The sequence below is a fragment of the Phenylobacterium montanum genome, from assembly GCF_018135625.1.
Lineage (GTDB): Bacteria > Pseudomonadota > Alphaproteobacteria > Caulobacterales > Caulobacteraceae > Poindextera > Poindextera montana.
Genome location: NZ_CP073078.1, coordinates 3,185,483 through 3,202,174, shown reverse-complemented (window position 1 = coordinate 3,202,174; position 16,692 = coordinate 3,185,483). Strand labels below are relative to the sequence as shown.

The 16,692-nt window shown below is 71.7% G+C and carries 10 protein-coding genes; all 10 read left to right on the top strand.

Features of this window, described 5'->3' with window-relative positions; genetic code table 11:
- The first annotated feature begins 1 nt into the window (after nt 1).
- The 10 genes from KCG34_RS14305 to addA all read left to right on the top strand — a co-directional run bounded on the left by KCG34_RS14305 (nt 2) and on the right by addA (nt 16,627).
- Complete coding sequence (locus tag KCG34_RS14305) at nt 2–637, top strand: superoxide dismutase (RefSeq protein WP_211936322.1); 636 nt, start codon at nt 2–4, stop codon at nt 635–637.
- Nucleotides 638–692: 55 nt separating this feature from the next.
- The gene (locus KCG34_RS14300; RefSeq protein ID WP_211936321.1) at nt 693–3,830 is read left to right on the top strand and encodes a glycoside hydrolase family 2 TIM barrel-domain containing protein; all 3,138 of its coding nucleotides are present in this window, start codon (nt 693–695) and stop codon (nt 3,828–3,830) included.
- A gap of 43 nt (nt 3,831–3,873) precedes the next feature.
- Nucleotides 3,874–5,010: a helix-turn-helix domain-containing protein gene (locus KCG34_RS14295; protein ID WP_211936320.1), complete on the top strand. Its 1,137-nt coding sequence runs from the start codon at nt 3,874–3,876 to the stop codon at nt 5,008–5,010.
- A 58-nt stretch (nt 5,011–5,068) separates the two neighbouring features.
- Entirely contained in the window at nt 5,069–6,472 is a 1,404-nt protein-coding gene (locus KCG34_RS14290; RefSeq protein ID WP_211936319.1) for a serine hydrolase domain-containing protein, read from the top strand.
- Nucleotides 6,473–6,526: 54 nt separating this feature from the next.
- Entirely contained in the window at nt 6,527–7,705 is a 1,179-nt protein-coding gene (locus tag KCG34_RS14285; protein ID WP_211936318.1) for a BaiN/RdsA family NAD(P)/FAD-dependent oxidoreductase, read from the top strand.
- A 70-nt stretch (nt 7,706–7,775) separates the two neighbouring features.
- Complete coding sequence (gene tsaE, locus KCG34_RS14280) at nt 7,776–8,249, top strand: tRNA (adenosine(37)-N6)-threonylcarbamoyltransferase complex ATPase subunit type 1 TsaE (protein WP_211936317.1); 474 nt, start codon at nt 7,776–7,778, stop codon at nt 8,247–8,249.
- The gene (gene amgK, locus KCG34_RS14275) at nt 8,239–9,330 is read left to right on the top strand and encodes an N-acetylmuramate/N-acetylglucosamine kinase AmgK (protein WP_211936316.1); all 1,092 of its coding nucleotides are present in this window, start codon (nt 8,239–8,241) and stop codon (nt 9,328–9,330) included. The genes tsaE and amgK overlap by 11 nt, the downstream gene beginning before the upstream one ends.
- A complete protein-coding gene (locus KCG34_RS14270; protein ID WP_211936315.1) occupies nt 9,327–10,076 on the top strand; it encodes a nucleotidyltransferase family protein in 750 nt (249 codons plus the stop codon). Before amgK ends, KCG34_RS14270 begins: the two co-directional genes overlap by 4 nt.
- A 51-nt stretch (nt 10,077–10,127) precedes the next feature.
- The gene (gene addB, locus KCG34_RS14265) at nt 10,128–13,196 is read left to right on the top strand and encodes a double-strand break repair protein AddB (protein ID WP_211936314.1); all 3,069 of its coding nucleotides are present in this window, start codon (nt 10,128–10,130) and stop codon (nt 13,194–13,196) included.
- Nucleotides 13,193–16,627: a double-strand break repair helicase AddA gene (gene addA, locus KCG34_RS14260; RefSeq protein ID WP_211936313.1), complete on the top strand. Its 3,435-nt coding sequence runs from the start codon at nt 13,193–13,195 to the stop codon at nt 16,625–16,627. Before addB ends, addA begins: the two co-directional genes overlap by 4 nt.
- Nucleotides 16,628–16,692 lie beyond the last annotated feature (65 nt).

Genomic DNA, 16,692 nt, shown 5'->3' with positions numbered 1-16,692 from the left:
CATGTTCTCCCTCCCCGACCTGCCTTACGCTTACGACGCCCTCCAGCCGGTGCTCTCCGAGACCACCATGCGCACCCACCACGACAAGCACCACGCCCGCTATGTCAACGTGACCAACGAGATCCTCGGCGACGCCGCGGTCGGCGCCCTGGAGGACGTCGTCCGCAAGGCGGTGGCCGAAGGCCAGAAGAAGCTGATCAACAACGCCGGGCAGGCCTGGAACCATGCCCTGTTCTGGGAATCCATGACTCCCGGCGGCCAGGCGCCCGGCGGCGACCTCGCCGCCGCCATCGACGCCGACTTCGGCGGACTGGAGGCGCTGAAGGCCAAGTTCGTGGCCGAGGGGAACGGCCACTTCGGCTCCGGTTGGGTTTGGCTGATCGCCAAGGGCGGCAAGCTCTCGGTCGAGACTACTCACGACGGCGCGACCGCCCTGGAGCTGGGCGGGACCGCGCTGCTGGTCTGCGACCTCTGGGAGCACGCCTACTATCTCGACCACAAGAACGACCGCGAGGGCTTCCTGAAGGCCTGGTTCGACAGGCTGGCCAACTGGCGCTTCGCCGACACCCAGTTCGCCGCGGCCAAGGCCGACGGCGCCGGCTGGACCTATCCGGCGGCCACGGCAAAAGCCGCCTAAGCGCTTGATCCCTTCCCTTGGTGTGGGAGAAGGGATCAAAAGCAAGGAATCGGGGATGGACCTCTTTCACTTCGGCGCGGTGCGCAGCTGGGTCCATCCCGAAACCTTCCAGGTCGGCCGCCTGCCGGCCCGGGCGACCCTGTGGCCGTTTCCGGACGCTGCGAGCGCTCTGGCCTGGCGGCGCGAGGCCAGCCCCTTCGTCCGCCTCCTGAACGGCGACTGGCGCTTCAGCCTGGCCGAGCGGCCCGAAGCGGTCCCCAAGGCCTTCGTCCGGCCGGACTTCGACGACAGCGCCTGGGCCACGCTGCCCGTCCCATCGAACTGGACCATGCACGGCTTCGATCGGCCGCATTACACCAACGTGGTGATGCCATTCGCCAACCCGCCGCCGAATGTGCCGGACGCCAACCCCACCGGCCTCTATCGCACCCCCTTCGAAGTCCCCGCCGACTGGACTGGGCGGCGGATCGTGCTGCAGGTCGGCGGCGCTGAGAGCGTGCTCTACGTCTGGGTCAACGGCCTCCCGGTCGGCCTGGGCAAGGACTCGCGCCTGCCGCAGGAGTTCGACGTCACCGATTTCGTCCGTCCCGGCGAGGCCAACCTTCTGGCCTGCGCCGTGGTCAAGTGGTCCGACGCCAGCTTCATCGAGGACCAGGACCAGTGGTGGATGGGCGGCATCCATCGCGACGTGCTGCTCTATTCGACCCATCCGACCCACATCGCCGACGTCTTCGCCGAGGCCCGGCCGGATGCCGCGCTTCAGCATGGCCGGCTCAGCGTGACGGCCAAGATCGGCTACGCCGCCGCCCCCGAAGACGGCTGGGCGATAGAGGCCCAGCTCTATGACGCCGAGGGCCGGCCGGTGCTGGCCTCGCCCTTGAGCAGCCTGGTCAAGGGCGACGCCTGGACCCACAACCCCTATCGCGGCCCCCTGGGCCAGGTGACCTTGGAGGCCGAGGTCGCCGCGCCGAAGCTGTGGTCCAGCGAGACGCCGTATCTCTATACCCTGGTGGTCGGCCTGATCGACGCGGCCGGCGAGACGGTGGAGGCCACCGCCTGCCGCCTGGGTTTTCGCCGGGTCGAGCTGGGTGACCGTGAACTGCTGATCAACGGCAAGCCGGTGCTGATCCAGGGCATGAACCGGCACGAGCACGATCCGGTGCGGGGCAAGGCGATCACGCGCGAAAGCATGGAGCGCGACATCCGCCTGATGAAGCAGTTCGGCGTCAACGCCGTGCGCTGCTCGCACTATCCCAACGCCGAGGCCTGGTACGACCTCTGCGACGAATACGGCCTCTACCTGGTCGACGAGGCCGACCTGGAATCCCACGCCTATATCCACCAGCTGTGCCAGGACCCGCGCTACGCCGCCCAGTTCCTGGAACGCGGCCTGAGAATGGTCGAGCGGGACAAGAACCACCCCTCGGTCATCGCCTGGTCGCTGGGCAACGAGAGCGGCCATGGCCCAAACCATGACGCCATGGCCGGCTGGATCCGCCACTACGATCCCTCGCGCGTGCTGCACTATGAGGGCGCGGTCTGGGCCTGGGATACGGAAGCCAGCCATCCCATGCACGGCAAGGGCGGCCAGGGGCGGCTGGCCAGCGACCTGATCTGCCCCATGTACCCGCCGATCGACGCCCTGGTGCGCTGGGCTCAGCTGAACGACCCGGCCGACCGGCGGCCGATGATCCTGTGCGAGTATTCGCACGCCATGGGCAATTCCAACGGCAGCCTCAGCGACTATTGGGACGCCTTCGAGACCCATCGCGGCCTGCAGGGCGGCTTCATCTGGGAGTGGTGCGACCACGGCCTCCTGCAGCACGACGACCAGGGCCGCCCCTTCTTCGCCTACGGCGGCGACTTCGGCGACGCGCCCAACGACCTGAATTTCTGCTGCGACGGCATCGTCTCCGCCGACCGCAAGCCGCACCCGGCGCTGTGGGAATTCAAGGCGCTGGCCCAGCCGCTGGCGGCGCGCTGGGCCGGGGGCGAAATCGAGATCCGCAACAAGCGCGACTTCACAGACCTTTCCGATCTGCTCGGAGACTGGACCCTCGAAATCGACGGCCGACCGGTCGCCGAGGGCGCCCTTCCGCGCCTGTCGACGCCGGCGGGCGAGGCCGAACGCATCGCCCTCGATCTGCCAAGGCCGGCCATCGAAGCGGGGCAGGAAGCCTTTCTGATGCTGCGCTTTCGCCTGGCCGAGGCTACGACCTGGGCCGAGGCGGGCCATGAGGTGGCCTGGGAGCAGTTGCCCGTCGAGCTTCCGGTTCAGCCGGCCAAGCCGAAGCCCGCTCGCGTCTCTCCGCCGCTTTCGGTCATCGAGGATGACCTTGCGGTCAGCATCGCCGGCGACGGCTTCAGTCTCGCCTTCGACCGCGCCCAGGGCCGCATCGTGCTACTCACCTTTGGCAAACGGCTCGTCATGACCGCCGGGCCGCGGCTGCAGGTCTGGCGCGGGGCCACCGACAACGACGGCATCAAGGGCTGGAGCGGCCAGAAAAAGAAGCCCCTGGGCCGCTGGCTGCAGGCGGGGCTGGACGCCCTGACCTTTGCAGCGCCGCAGATCGAGGTCGGCCGCGACGATGAGGACCTGCTGCTCGAGATCGTTCAGCTGGCCGCCTGCGCCGCGGCGCCGGACGCCGTGACCCACCGGCACCGCTACCGCGTCCGGCCCGACGGGCGCATCCGGGTCGAAAACCGGTTCGAGGTCTCCGGCGCCCTGCCGGACCTGCCGCGCCTGGGCGTGACCATGACCCTGCCGGACGCCTTCGAGCAGATGGAGTGGTTCGGCCGCGGCCCGCTGGAGAGCTACAGCGACCGCATGCGCGCCGCCTGGATCGGCCGCTTCTCCGGCACGGTCACCGGCCAGTATGTGCCCTATGTCATGCCCCAGGAGCACGGCAACAAGACTGACCTGCGCGAACTGACCCTGTCGGCGCCGGGGGCGGCGATCCGCTTCACGCCCGGCCGCGCCTGCGAGGGTTCGGCCAGCCATTTCGCGCCCGAGGACCTGTTCGCGGCCACCCACACCACGGACTTGGTTCCGCGCCAGGAGGTGCTGGTCAATCTGGACGTGGCCCAGCGCGGCCTCGGCACAGCGAGCTGTGGGCCGGACACGCTGGAGCGCTACCTGATCCCGCCGGGGGCCTATGCGCTGGACTTCGAGATCGAGGTCGAAGCCGGCTGAACGAGGCCTGGATCAGGCTCGCCGAGCAGTGTTAGCTCAGGCCATGGCCTCTGCCGCCCCGACCCTGGTGCTGGATCTCGCGCTGCGCGGAGCGGTCTGCGCGCTGCTCCTGCTGATCGCAGCGGTGCTGCTGCGCGACTATGGGCGGGAGCGGACCGCGCGGCTGGGCGCCCTGTTCGCCCTCGGCGGCGCGGCCCACGCCATAGCCTCGGCCGCAGGTTTCCGGCCCGAACTCGGCTGGTGGGCGCCGCCGCTGATCGCCCTCTCCAACGTCAACAATCCGATCCTGTGGCTGCTGGCCCTGTCGCTGTTCGACGACGGCTTTCGCTTGCGCACCTGGCACGGCGCGGTCTGCGGCGTGGTGCTGGCGGCGAGCCTGATCGGCTGCCTCTGGCTCTGGCCCAGCCGCTCGCCGCTCGGCCCTTTGCTGGACACCGCCCTGACCTGGAACGCCCTGGGCTTCTCGCTCCTGGCCGCGGCCCAGACCCTGGCCTCCTGGCGCGCCGACCTGGTCGAGCAGCGCCGGCGCCTGAGGGTCGTGGTCGTCGCGGGCTCGGCCCTCTATACCGGCCTGACCGCCATAGCCCGCCTCTCCAGCGGCCACGGCGCCGGCGGGGCGACCGGCAGCTTGGTGGGCGCAGCGGGTCTCGCCGTCGTCAGCGGGGCGGTGGCCTATTCGCTGCTGCGGACCGGCGAGGTCGCCGAGCTTTTTGGCGCCCGGATGGCCGTCTCGGAGCCGGCGCCAGCCGCCCCTAGCGCGAGCCTCGATCCCGCCGACCTCGCCCATGTGGCGGCGCTGGAGCAGGCCATGGCCCACGACCGCGCCTATCGCCGCGAGGGCCTGACCATCGGCCAACTGGCGACCATGCAGGGCCTGCCGGAATACCGGTTGCGGCGGCTGATCAACCAGGGCCTGGGCCACCGAAACTTCAACGCCTTCCTCAACCGCTACCGCATCGCCGACGCCAAGGCGGCCCTGTCCGACCCCAGCCAGGCCGAGGTGCCGATCCTGACCATCGCCCTCGACGCCGGCTTCAACTCGCTGGGCCCGTTCAACCGCGCCTTCAAGGCGGAGACCGGCGTGACGCCCACCGAATATCGCCGGGCGCACGGCGGCGGCCTCGCCGATTTCGAAATCGGCGAGCGGGATTTCAAACTCGGCGCGAACTCGCCGGCCTAAAGCGGCCTGATCGAAGCCGGCGGACGAAGGTGAGCCGCCGCTTCGGAGCCATCCCCTCATGTGCAAGTTCGCCGGGCGCCTCGCGTCCTCACTTCTCTGCGCCGTCGGCGCGGCCGCCCTCTCCGGCTGCGCCGGCATGGGTCAGGTGCGCCAGGTAGCCACGGGCCTGGTCAGCCATCAGGTCTGCTCGGCGACCTTCGTCGCCGGGCTCGAGCCAGACGCCTTCTACGCCCAGGCGGTGAAGCAGACCATCAGCCCCGCCGACAGCCTGATGCGCTATCTCGTCGATCGCGAGCACGGCGCGGTCACGGCCGTCTTCGCCGGGGTCAGTTCCACGGCCGTCTATCGCGGCCCCCTCGGCTGCTTGGTGGTGCGCGGCGCGCCGCCGGCGCCGGTGAAGCTGGACGCGGAGCCGGCCGCCCAGCCGCTGCTGCCGCCGATCGCCGGGCCCGATGTGGTCGAACCTCAGATCCCAACCCTGAAGACGGTGCTGGACCACGCCTTCGAGGAACCCGCCAAGGGGCCACGCCGCCAGACCAAGGCGGTGGTGATCGTGCGCGACGGCCGGATCATCGCCGAGCGCTATGCCCCCGGCTATGGCCCCGAGACGCCGATCGCTGGCTGGTCGATGACCAAGTCGGTGACCAACGCCCTGCTGGGTATCCTGGTGCGCGAGGGCCGCCTCGACATGACCGCCCCTGCGCCGATCCCGGCCTGGTCCGATCCCGGCGACCCGCACCACGCCATCACTCCGGACAGCCTCCTGCGCATGGCCAGCGGCATCGACATGGGCCAGTCACTGACCGCCAGCTTCAGCGACGGCTGGGATCCCACCGCGCGCATGGTGTTCGCCGAGCGCGACATGGCCGGCTTCGCCGCCCAGGCGCCGGTGCGCTGGGCCCCTGGCCAGCACTGGATGTACAAGAACGGCGACACGCTGCTCCTGTCGCGCATCATCCGCGACAAGGTCGGGGGCGACGCGGCTTCCGTCTACCGGTTCGCCCACCAGGAACTGTTCGACAAGCTGGGCATGGCCCACGCCACCTTGGAGATGGACGCCACCGGCACCCCGATCGGCGCCAGCCACCTGTGGGCGCCGGCGCGGGACTGGGCGCGGTTCGGCCTGCTCTACGCCAATGACGGGGTGGTGGGCGGCCAGCGGATCCTGCCCGAGGGCTGGGTCGACTATTCGGCGCGGCTGACCCCCGGCAGCGAGAACTTCGGCTATGGCGCCGGGTTCTGGACCAACCGCGGCGGGGTCGGCGCCGCCCAGTGGCGGGTCGACGCGGGCATGCCGGCCGACAGCTTCATGGCCCAGGGCAGCTACGGCCAACAGGTCGCCATCCTGCCCAGCCAGCACCTGGTGATCGTGCGCATGGGCTATGCCCATACCCCGCGCGGCGACATGCCGGCCGAGATCCGGCTGGTGCGCGAGACCCTGGCGGCGCTGAAGGGGACCTGATCGCGCGCTGATCCATCCGCCGAACTGTGCCATACCCCGGCCAGGAGGCCTCGATTGGAACAGTTCGACGTGGTGGTGGCGGGCGCGGGCGCCGCCGGGATGATGTGCGCCATCGAGGCGGCGAAGCGCGGGCGGCGGGTGCTGGTGCTCGACCACGCCAAGGCGGCGGGGGAGAAGATCCGCATCTCCGGCGGCGGGCGCTGCAACTTCACCAACCTTCGGACCGAGCCCAAGGCCTTCCTGTCGGCCAACCCCAAGTTCTGCATCTCGGCCCTGAGGCGTTATCGTCCCGCCGACTTCATCGCCCTGATCGATAAGGCCGGGATCGCCTGGCACGAAAAGACCCTGGGCCAGCTGTTCTGTGACGGCCCGGCCACCCAGGTGGTCAAGCTGCTCTTGGACGAGATGGCGCGTCACGGCGTGATCCTGCGGCTGGAGACATCCATCGGCGAGATCCAGCAGGCTGGCGGCGGCTTTCGCCTCACAGCCGGCGGCCGGGCGATCGCCTGCCAGTCCCTGGTGATCGCCACCGGCGGCAAGTCGATCCCGAAGATGGGCGCCACCGGCTTCGGCTACGAGGTCGCCGCCCGGTTCGGAGTTCCGGTGGTCGAGCCGCGCCCGGCCCTCGTGCCCCTGACCTTCGAGATCGGCCTTCTGGAGCGGCTGAAGCCCCTGGCCGGCGTCGCCGTCGACGTTCGGGTCATGGGCGGCGGGACGAGTTTCGATGAGGCCATGCTGTTCACTCACCGCGGCCTCTCCGGCCCGGCGATCCTGCAGGTCTCGTCCTACTGGCGACCGGGCGAGGAGATCGTGGTCGACATGGCGCCTGGGATCGACGTCTTCTCGCTGCTGAAGGCGGCCAAGGCCGAGCGTGGGCGGGCGGCCCTGGCCACAGTCCTGGGCGAGCATCTGCCGCGCCGCCTGGCCCAGCTGATCGCCGAGCAGACGGGCGCCCAGGGCAACCTGGCCGACACCCCCGACCGCCTGCTGCGCCAGGCGGCGGAGGCGGTGAACGCCTGGCGGGTCAAGCCGGTGGGATCGGAGGGCTACCGCACCGCCGAGGTCACCGCCGGTGGGGTCGACACCCGCGCCCTGGACCAGCGCAGCATGATGGTCACGGCGGTCCCAGGTCTCTATTTCGTCGGCGAGGTCGTGGATGTCACCGGCTGGCTGGGCGGCTACAATTTCCAGTGGGCCTGGGCCAGCGGCTGGTGCGCCGGCCAGGCGGTCTGAGGGGTCTTGTCGCTCCAACCCGGCCGGCGCATGGTCCGCCGCGATCGAGCCTTTCAGCGGAGACCCCGCCATGCACCTGCCCGCCGAGGGTGACTTCCGGCTGCCCGACGATGCGGCCACGGCCCGCCTGGGCGCGGCGGTGGCCCATACCCTGGAGGCCGGCGAGGCGGTCTGCCTGTGGGGCCCGCTCGGCGCCGGCAAGTCGACGCTGGCGCGGGGCCTGATCCGGGCCTTGACCAGGCCGGACGAGGACGTGCCCAGCCCGACCTTCACCCTGGTGCAGTTCTACGACAGCCCGAGCCTGCGTCTGGCCCATTTCGACCTCTATCGCCTGACCAAGCCCGAGGAACTGGAGGAGGTGGGCCTGGACGAGGCGCTGGATTCGGGCGCCGTGATCATCGAGTGGCCAGACCGCCTGCATGGCCATCTGCCGGGGGATCGACTCGATATAGAGCTGGCCGTCGATGGTCAGGCTGGCCGGGAGACCCGGCTCGCGCGCCTGACCCCGCACGGCAAGTGGGAAGGACGGCCGATTGAGTTCTGAACGCGAGGCGCTGAAGGCCGCCTTTCTCGCACAGCATGGTCTCGGCGCCGCGCGCCGCGAGCGCCTGACCGGAGACGCCTCGACCCGGGTCTACGAGCGGCTGCATCGGGCCGGCGCGCCCAGCCTGATCTTCATGGACCAGCCGCCGGCCCTGGAGACCAAGCCTTGCCCGCCGCAGGCCAGCCCCGCCGAGCGCCAGGCCCTGGGCTATAACGCCAGCGCGCGCCTGGCCGCCGGCCGGGTCGACGCCTTCGTCGCCGTGGCCGGCTATCTGAAAGGGCGCGGGCTCTCGGCGCCCGATGTCGTCCACGCTCAGCCGGCGGAAGGCCTGGCGGTGCTGGAGGACCTGGGCGACGATCTCTACGCCCGGCTGATCGAGCGCGGCCAGCCCGAGGCGCCGTTCTACGAGGCGGCGATCGACCTGATGATCCGGCTGCACGCCGAGGCGCCGCCCGCGGTGCTGGAATCGGCCGGTTCGACCTGGCCGCTGCTGAGCTATGACGAACTGGCGCTGAAGACCGGCCTCGACATGTTCATCGAGTGGTGGCCGAAATATTCGGGCGCGCCGGCCTTTTCGCTGGACGCCGTGGCCGAGTGGGACGCGCTCTGGGCGCCGATCCGCAGGCGCGGCGAGGCCGGCGCGAGCGTCTTCACCCACCGCGACTATCACGCCGAGAACTTGGTCTGGCTGCCCGGCCGCGAAGGCGTGGCGCGGGTCGGGCTGTTGGATTTCCAGGACGCCCTTCGCGCCCACCCGGCCTGGGATCTGCTTTCCCTGCTGCAGGACGCGCGCCGCGATGTGGCGCCCGAGCTTGAGGCGGCGATGCTGGACCGCTACCTCGCCGCCCGGCCGGAGTTGGACCGGCATGAGTTCCTGGAGGACTACCGCGGCCTTGCGGCCCTGAACGCCGCCCGCATCCTGTTCATCTTCGCCCGCCAAGTGGCCGGCTTCGGCCGCCCCCGCTATGCCGACCTGATGCCTAGGGTCTGGCGCACCCTGGAGCGCGACCTGGCCGAGCCGGAATTTGCGTCCCTGAAAGCCTGGTTCGACCGCGCGATCCCGCCGGAGACGCGCCGATGAGCGGACCCACCACCGCCATGGTGCTGGCCGCGGGCCTCGGCACCCGCATGCGACCCCTGACCGACACCAGGCCCAAGGCCCTGGTCGAGGTCGGCGGCAAGACCTTGATCGACCATACCTTGGACCGCCTGGCCGAGGCCGGGGTGACCACAGCGGTCGTCAATGTCCATGCCCACGCCGACCAGTTGATCGCCCACCTGGACGCCCGCGCCGCGCGCGACCCTTCGCTGAAGATCCACGTCTCAGACGAGCGCGGCGCGCTCTTGGAGACCGGCGGGGGGGTCAAGAAGGCCCGCGCCCTCCTCGGCGAGGCGCCGATCTGGGTGGCCAACAGCGACTATGTCTGGACCCATGACGGACGGCCCCCGGCCCTGGCCCGGCTCGCCGCCCTCTGGGACCCGGCGCAGATGGATTCGCTGGTGATCGTGGTCCCCAAGGCGCGCACCCAGGGGTTCGAGACTCCCGGCGACTTCTTCCGCGACGAGGCTGGCCGCCTGACCCATCGCGGGGCGCGCGAGACCGCGCCGCTGCACTGTTTCGGGGTGCAGATCATCGATCCGAACACGGTCTATCAGGTGGCTGAAGACCGCTTCTCGCTGTTCAAGGTCTGGATGGCTGCGCAAGCTCGCGGCCGGCTGTTCGGCTACGAGCCGGAGGGCTTCTGGATGCAGGTCGGCGACCCGGCTGCGCTCGAAGCGGCCGAGGTGCGATTGCGGGCTGCATCGGCCGCGTCAGCAGGTGTATAGCTTCGCGCTTGGCGCTCTTCCCCGCCTGGGGGAAGGCCGGGATGCGGCGACATGAACGAGCCCTTCCTCGCGGCCCCGCCGCCGCGGTGGTTCACGATTCCCGCCCACCGCCCCTTCGTCACCGACCTGGCGAAGGGCCTTTATGACGCCCTGGCTCCCGGCGGCCCGGAGGCTCTGTCCGACGCCATCGTCCTCACCCCCACCCGCCGCGCCGCGCGGGCGCTCAGCGAGGCCTTCGTCGAGGTCGCGGGCGGGCGCCCGGTGCTGCTGCCGCAGATCCGCGCTCTTGGGGACCTGGACGAGGGCGAGCCGCCGTTCGAGCCAGGCGACCTGGCCCTGGACCTGCCGCCGGCGATCAGCCCCTGGCGGCGGCGTTTCGAGCTGGCCCGGCTGGCGGCCGATCACGCCCCCGCGCTTGGCCGCAGCCTGGACGCCGTCCAGGCCCTGGAGCTGGCCGACGCCCTGGCCGCCTTCCTCGACAGCGTACAGATCGAGGAGGCTGGCGACCTCGACCGGCTGGACGGCTGGGTCGAGAGCGAGTTGGCGCGGCACTGGAAGATCTCGGCCGATTTCCTGCGCCTGGCCACTCAGGCCTGGCCCGAGCGGCTGGAAGAGTTGGGCCTGATCGACCTGACGGCGCGGCGGGTGGCGCTGCTGCGCCTGCTGGCCGAACGCTGGCGGGATACGCCGCCCGAGGGGGTTCTGGTCGCCGCCGGCTCGACCGGCACGGCCCCCGCCACCGCCGACCTCCTGCGGGTGATCGCCGCCGCGCCCAAGGGCTGCGTGGTCCTGCCAGGCCTGGACCAGGACCTGGCGGACAAGGCCTGGGACAAGGTCGACGAACAGCATCCGCAGGGGGCGATGAAGCGCCTCCTGGCGCGCGCCGGGATCGACCGGCGGGCGGTGCGCTCGTTCTCGGCCCCCGCGCCGGGCGACGCCCGCGGCCGCTGGCGCCGGCGGATCGTCAACGAGGCCCTGCGCCCGGCCGAGGCCACCGCCGACTGGCTGGACCAGATTCGCCAGCTGAAGAGCGAGGGCGCGGCGGCCGGGGTCGATCCGATCGTGGCGGGGCTGGACGGCCTGTGCCTCGTGCGCGCCCGGGCCGAGGAGGAGGCCGCCGCCGTCGCCGCCCTGGCCCTGCGCGAGGCGCTGGAAACGCCCGGCCGCACCGCCGCCCTGATCTGCCCGGACCAGGACCTGGCGCGCCGGATCTCGGCCCGCCTGGCCCGCTGGGGCGTGACCGCCGACAGCTCGGCCGGCTCGCCACTGGCCGGCCAGCCGGTCGGGGCGCTGCTGGGCCTGATGACCCGGGCGGTGGTCGATCCCTTGGACCCGGTGCTGATGCTGGCGCTGCTGAAGCACCCCCTGACCCGCCTGGGGCTGGAGCCCGAGGCCCTGGCGGCGCGGGTGCTGGTGCTGGAGCGCTATGGCCTCAGGGGAACCCGCCCGCGCAACCTCGCCGTCATCGCCCGGCGGATGGCGTCGCCCGTCGACAGCGACGGCGTGCCGGGCCGGCGGCGCAAGGCGCTGGACGACGCCGACCGGCTGCTCGCGCGCCTGCAGCGCATTCTGGCCCAGGCCGGCGAGGCCTACACCGGCGGCGACGCCACCCCCGGCGAGGCGGCCCGCGCCCTGGTCCAGGCGGTCGAGGCCCTGGCCGAGGGGCCGGAGGACGGCGATCTCGGCGCGCTGTGGTCCGGCCCGGCCGGCGAGGCGGCGGCGAGCCTGATGGCCGCCCTGATCGACGAGAGCGACGGCCTGCCGGAGACCACGCCCACTCAATTCGCCGAACTGGTCGAGACGTTGCTGGACGGCGAAACGGTGCGTGGGGGCGCGGGCGCCCATCCTCGGCTGAAGATCCTCGGGACCCTGGAGGCCCGCATGGTGCGCGCCGACCTGCTGGTCCTGGCCGGCCTCGAGGAAGGCGTCTGGCCCGCCCCGGCGCCCACCGACCCGTTCCTGTCGCGCCCCATGCGCGCCGCCGCCGGCCTGCCGCCGCCCGAGCGGCGCATCGGCCTCTCCGCCCACGACTTCGCCCAGGCCGCCTCGGCCGGCGAGGTGCTGCTCTTGACCTGCGAGCGACGCGGCGGTGCGCCGGCGGTGGCCTCGCGCTGGCTCTGGCGGCTGCAGACCCTGGCCCGCGGCGCCGGCGTGGCCATTCCGGGGCGCGAGGACCTCCTGGCCTGGGCGCGCGCACTCGACGCCCCGATCGCCTCGCCGCCGCAACACCTTCGCGCCGCGCCCCGGCCGCGGCCCACCCCGCCGCTCTCGGCCCGGCCGGTGGAGCTGCCGGTCACGGGAGTCGAGCGCTGGGTGCGCGATCCCTACGCCGTCTATGCCGGGCGGATCCTCAAGTTCCGCACCCTGGAGCGGCCGGGCGAGCCCGTGGACGCCCGCATCCGCGGCACCGCCATCCACGCCGCCTTCGAAGCCTTCGCCGAAGCCCACCCCGACGTGCTGCCGGCCGAGGCCGAGAGCCTGTTCGCGGGCCTCCTCGTCGAGGCCCTGGTCGAGGCCGGGGCGCCGGAAGGCCGCTTGCCGCGGGAGGCGGCCCTGGCGGCCAATGTCGCGCCCTGGGTGATCGAATTCGAACGCCGCCGCCGGCCGGGCGCCAAGCTGCTGATCGAGCAGCAGGGGCGTCACAGCTTCAAGACCGGCCGGGGCGAGTTCACCGTCACCGCCAAGGCCGACCGCATCGAGCACCGCGGCCATTGCGCCGACATCCTCGACTTCAAGACCGGCGCCCCGCCCTCGAAGAAGCAGATGGAGAGCGGCCTCTCGCCCCAGCTGACCCTGACCGCCGCCATCCTGCATTTCGGCGGCTTCCAGGGCATGGGCGAGACCCTGCCGGGCGAACTGGTCTATGTCGCCGTCAGCGGTGGCCGCACGCCGGGCCGCGAGGAGATCCGCGCCAGGCTGGACGAGAGCCTGAACCTGGCCCTCGCCGCCTATGAGGGCCTGAGAAAACGGGTCGAACGCTTCGAGGACGAGGCCACGCCCTACGTCTCCTGGGCCGCGCCGCAGTTCATCGATAGCCACGGCGGCGACTTCGACCACCTGGCGCGCCTGTGGGAATGGCACGTGATCGGCGAGGGCGAAGCCGAGGGGGGCGGGGAATGACCACCCTCGACCCCCAGGTCCTCGCCTCCGACCCCAAGGCCACGGTGTTCGTCACCGCCAATGCGGGCTCGGGCAAGACCTCGACCCTGGTCAAGCGGGTGGCGCGGCTGCTGCTGCAGGGAGCCCGGCCCGAGGCGATCCTCTGCGTCACCTACACCAAGGCCGCGGCGGCGGAGATGCAGCGGCGCCTGTTCGAAGAGCTGGGCGGCTGGGCGGTGGCCGAGGACGAGCCCCTGGCGCGCAAGCTGGCCGAATTGGACGAGCAGCCCAGCGACCTCTCGGCCGCCCGCGCCCTGTTCGCCCGCGCCCTGGAGACCCCGGGTGGCCTGAAGATCCAGACTATCCACGCCTTTTGCGAAAAGCTGCTCAGGCGCTTTCCGCTGGAGGCCGGGGTCTCGCCGGGCTTCCAGGTGCTGGAGGACGCGGTCGCCGCCCAGGTCTCGGACTACGCCCGCGACGCGGTGGCCGAGCTGGCCAAGGCGGACCCGAACGGGCCGGTCGGCCGCGCCTATCGCCACTTCTCGGTCGAGCTGGACTGGCGCGGCTTTTTGGCCATGTTCACCACCTTCGAGGCCAAGCGCGCGGCGATCCGCGGCTACATCGAGGCCTGCCCCGGCGGCGCCTATGGCGCCGATGTCTGGGGCCGCTGCGGCTTCGACCTGCCGACCGAGCCTGAGCGGCTGGAGGCCGAGGCGGTCGCGGGGATCGCCTGGCCGGCCTGGCGCCGCGCGGCCGAGGCGCTCGCCGCCACCGGCGCGGCGACCGACGGCGGGATCGCCGAGAAGATGCGCGCGGCGGGGCCGAAATCCGCCTTCGCCGTGGTGTGGGCGGCCTTCGCCACCGCGGCGGGCGAGCCGAGGGCCAAGCTCGGGACCAACGCTGTCGACCCGGCGATCCGAGACTGGCTGAAGGCTGAGCAGGACCGGCTGCACGCCGTCATCGGCCGGCTGAAGGCGGCGCGCATCGCCCGCGACACGGTCCATGCCCTGTCCCTGGCCCTCGCCTATGCCGAGGTTTATGACGGCCAGAAGCAGGCCGCCGGCGGGCTCGATTTCGGCGACCTGATCGCCCGCACCGAGGAGCTTCTGACCCGTCGCGCCGACGCGGCCTGGGTGCTCTACAAGCTTGACGGCGGAATCGACCACATCCTGCTGGACGAAGCCCAGGACACCGCACCTGAGCAGTGGGAGATCCTCTCGGCCCTGACCGAGGAGTTCTTCGCCGGCTCCGGGGTCGGGGGCCTTCGCGAGCGGACCCTGTTCGCGGTGGGCGACAAGAAGCAGTCGATCTATTCCTTCCAGGGCGCCGCGCCCGAGCGGCTGGCGGCCGAATACGGCGCCTATGAACAACGGGTTGGCGACGCGGGTCGGCTGTTCCGCGGCGTGCCGCTGGAGGTCAGCTGGCGTTCGACCCCCGAGGTGCTGGCCTTCGTCGACGCGGTGTTCGCGGCTCCAGAGACTGCAGTCGGCTTGCAGCCAGGCGAAGACGTGGGCGCCGGCGCGATCCGCCACACCGCCAAGCGTCCGGCCGGCCGGGGCGCGGTCGACCTCTGGCCGCTGGAGGAGGCCGAGCCGGAGGAGGAGCGCGATCCCTGGCTGCCGGTGGACCTGGAGCCCAAGGAGAGCGCCAACAAGAAGCTGGCCCGCCGCATCGCCCGGTCCATCAAAGCCTCGATCGAGCGCGGCGAGGCGGTGCTGGACCGTGAAAGCCGCGAATGGCGCCCGGCCCGCGCCGGCGACTTCCTGATCCTGGTTCGGCGCCGCAAGGTCCTGTTCCACGAGATCATCCGCGCCCTGAAGCGCGAGGGCGTGCCCGTTGGCGGCGCCGACCGGCTGCAGCTGTCCGAGCACATCGTGTTCCAGGACCTGATGGCGCTGGGTCGCTTCTGCCGTTTCACCCCCGACGACCTGACCCTGGCGGCCCTCTTGCGCAGCCCGTTCTGCGAGGTGGACGAGGACAGCCTGTTCGCCCTGGCCCATCGCCGCGAGACGGACCTCTGGACCACGCTGAACGCCCGCGCGACCGAACGGGCCGAGTGGGAGCGGGCGCGGGACTTCTTCGCCTGGGCCCTGGCCGAGGCGCAGTTGCGGTCACCGTTCGATTTCTTCGGCCGAGTCTTGAGCCGCCTGGACGCCGAGGGCCGGTCCATGCGCCAGCGGATGCTGACCCGCCTGGGGCGCGAGGCCGAGGACGCCATAGACGCCTTCATGGGCCAGGCGCTCAGCCTGGAGCAACGGGGCCTGCGCGACCTGGAGCGGTTCCTAGACGCGATGGCCGCCGCCGATATCGAGGTCAAGCGCGAGCAGGAGGACACCTCAGGCCGGGAGGAGGGCGAGGTCCGGGTGATGACCACCCACGGCGCCAAGGGGCTGGAGGCGCCGATCGTTTTCCTGCCCGACACCACCACCCGGGCCACCGCCCAGGGCGGCCCGCTGCTGGACGCCGAGGGCGGCGGGTTCCTCTGGGCGCCGCGCAAGGCCGAGGACTGCGAAGCCTCGGCCCGGGCGCGGGCTGCGCGTGAGGCCTCGGCGGCGGGGGAGAGCCTGCGCCTGCTCTACGTCGCCCTGACCCGGGCCCGCGACCGGCTGGTGATCTGCGGGACCAGCACGCGCGATACCTTCTATAAGGGCAGCTGGTGCGATGTGGCCGCCCGCGCCTTCGAGCGGCCGGAGATCGCCGAGCACACCCGCCTCGTGGGCGAGGGCGAGGCCCAGGTGACCCGCTTCGGCTTCGATCCCGTGCTGATGGCCGCTGACGCAACCGCCGCCCGGGTCGCCGCCGTCTTGCCCGCCTGGGTCTACCGCTTCGCCCCGGCCGAGCCGGCCAGCCGCCGCTACGCCTCGCCCTCGACCCTGGCCGAGGAGGAGCGCGGGCCGTCGAGCTCGCCTCTGGCCGCCCGCCAGGGGCTGGGTCGCTATCGCCGTGGTCTTCTGGTCCACCGCCTGCTGCAACTCCTGCCCGACCTGCCGCTGGACGAGCGGGCGGAGGCGGCGGCCATGCTCCTGCTGCGCGAGCCGGACCTGACCCCCGACCAGCGCGAGGAGATGGCTAGCGCCGCCCTGGCCGTGCTGGAGGACGCCCGCTTCGCCGCCGTGTTCGGCCCGGGCTCGCGCGCCGAAGTGGCGGTGGCGGGCGCGGCCCCTGGTCTCCCGGAGGGCCTGGCCATATCCGGCCGCATCGACCGGCTGGTGGTAGAGAAGGACCGGGTGCTGGTGGTGGACTACAAGACCAACCGTCCCGCCCCGCGCCGGATCGAGGAGGCCGACCGGGCCTATCGGGTGCAGATGGCGCTCTACGCCGCCGTGCTGGCCGAGGTCTTCCCCGGTCGCTTGATCGAGGCTGCTCTGGTCTGGACCGATGGACCAAAGCTGATGCCGGTTCCAGGAAAGATGATCACCGAGACCCTGGCCGAGCTTCGCGCCAACGGTTGAACCAGAGGGCCGGTCTGCTTAGATGCGGCCCTGACATCCCCGATCGGGGTGATTTGAAATCAAAG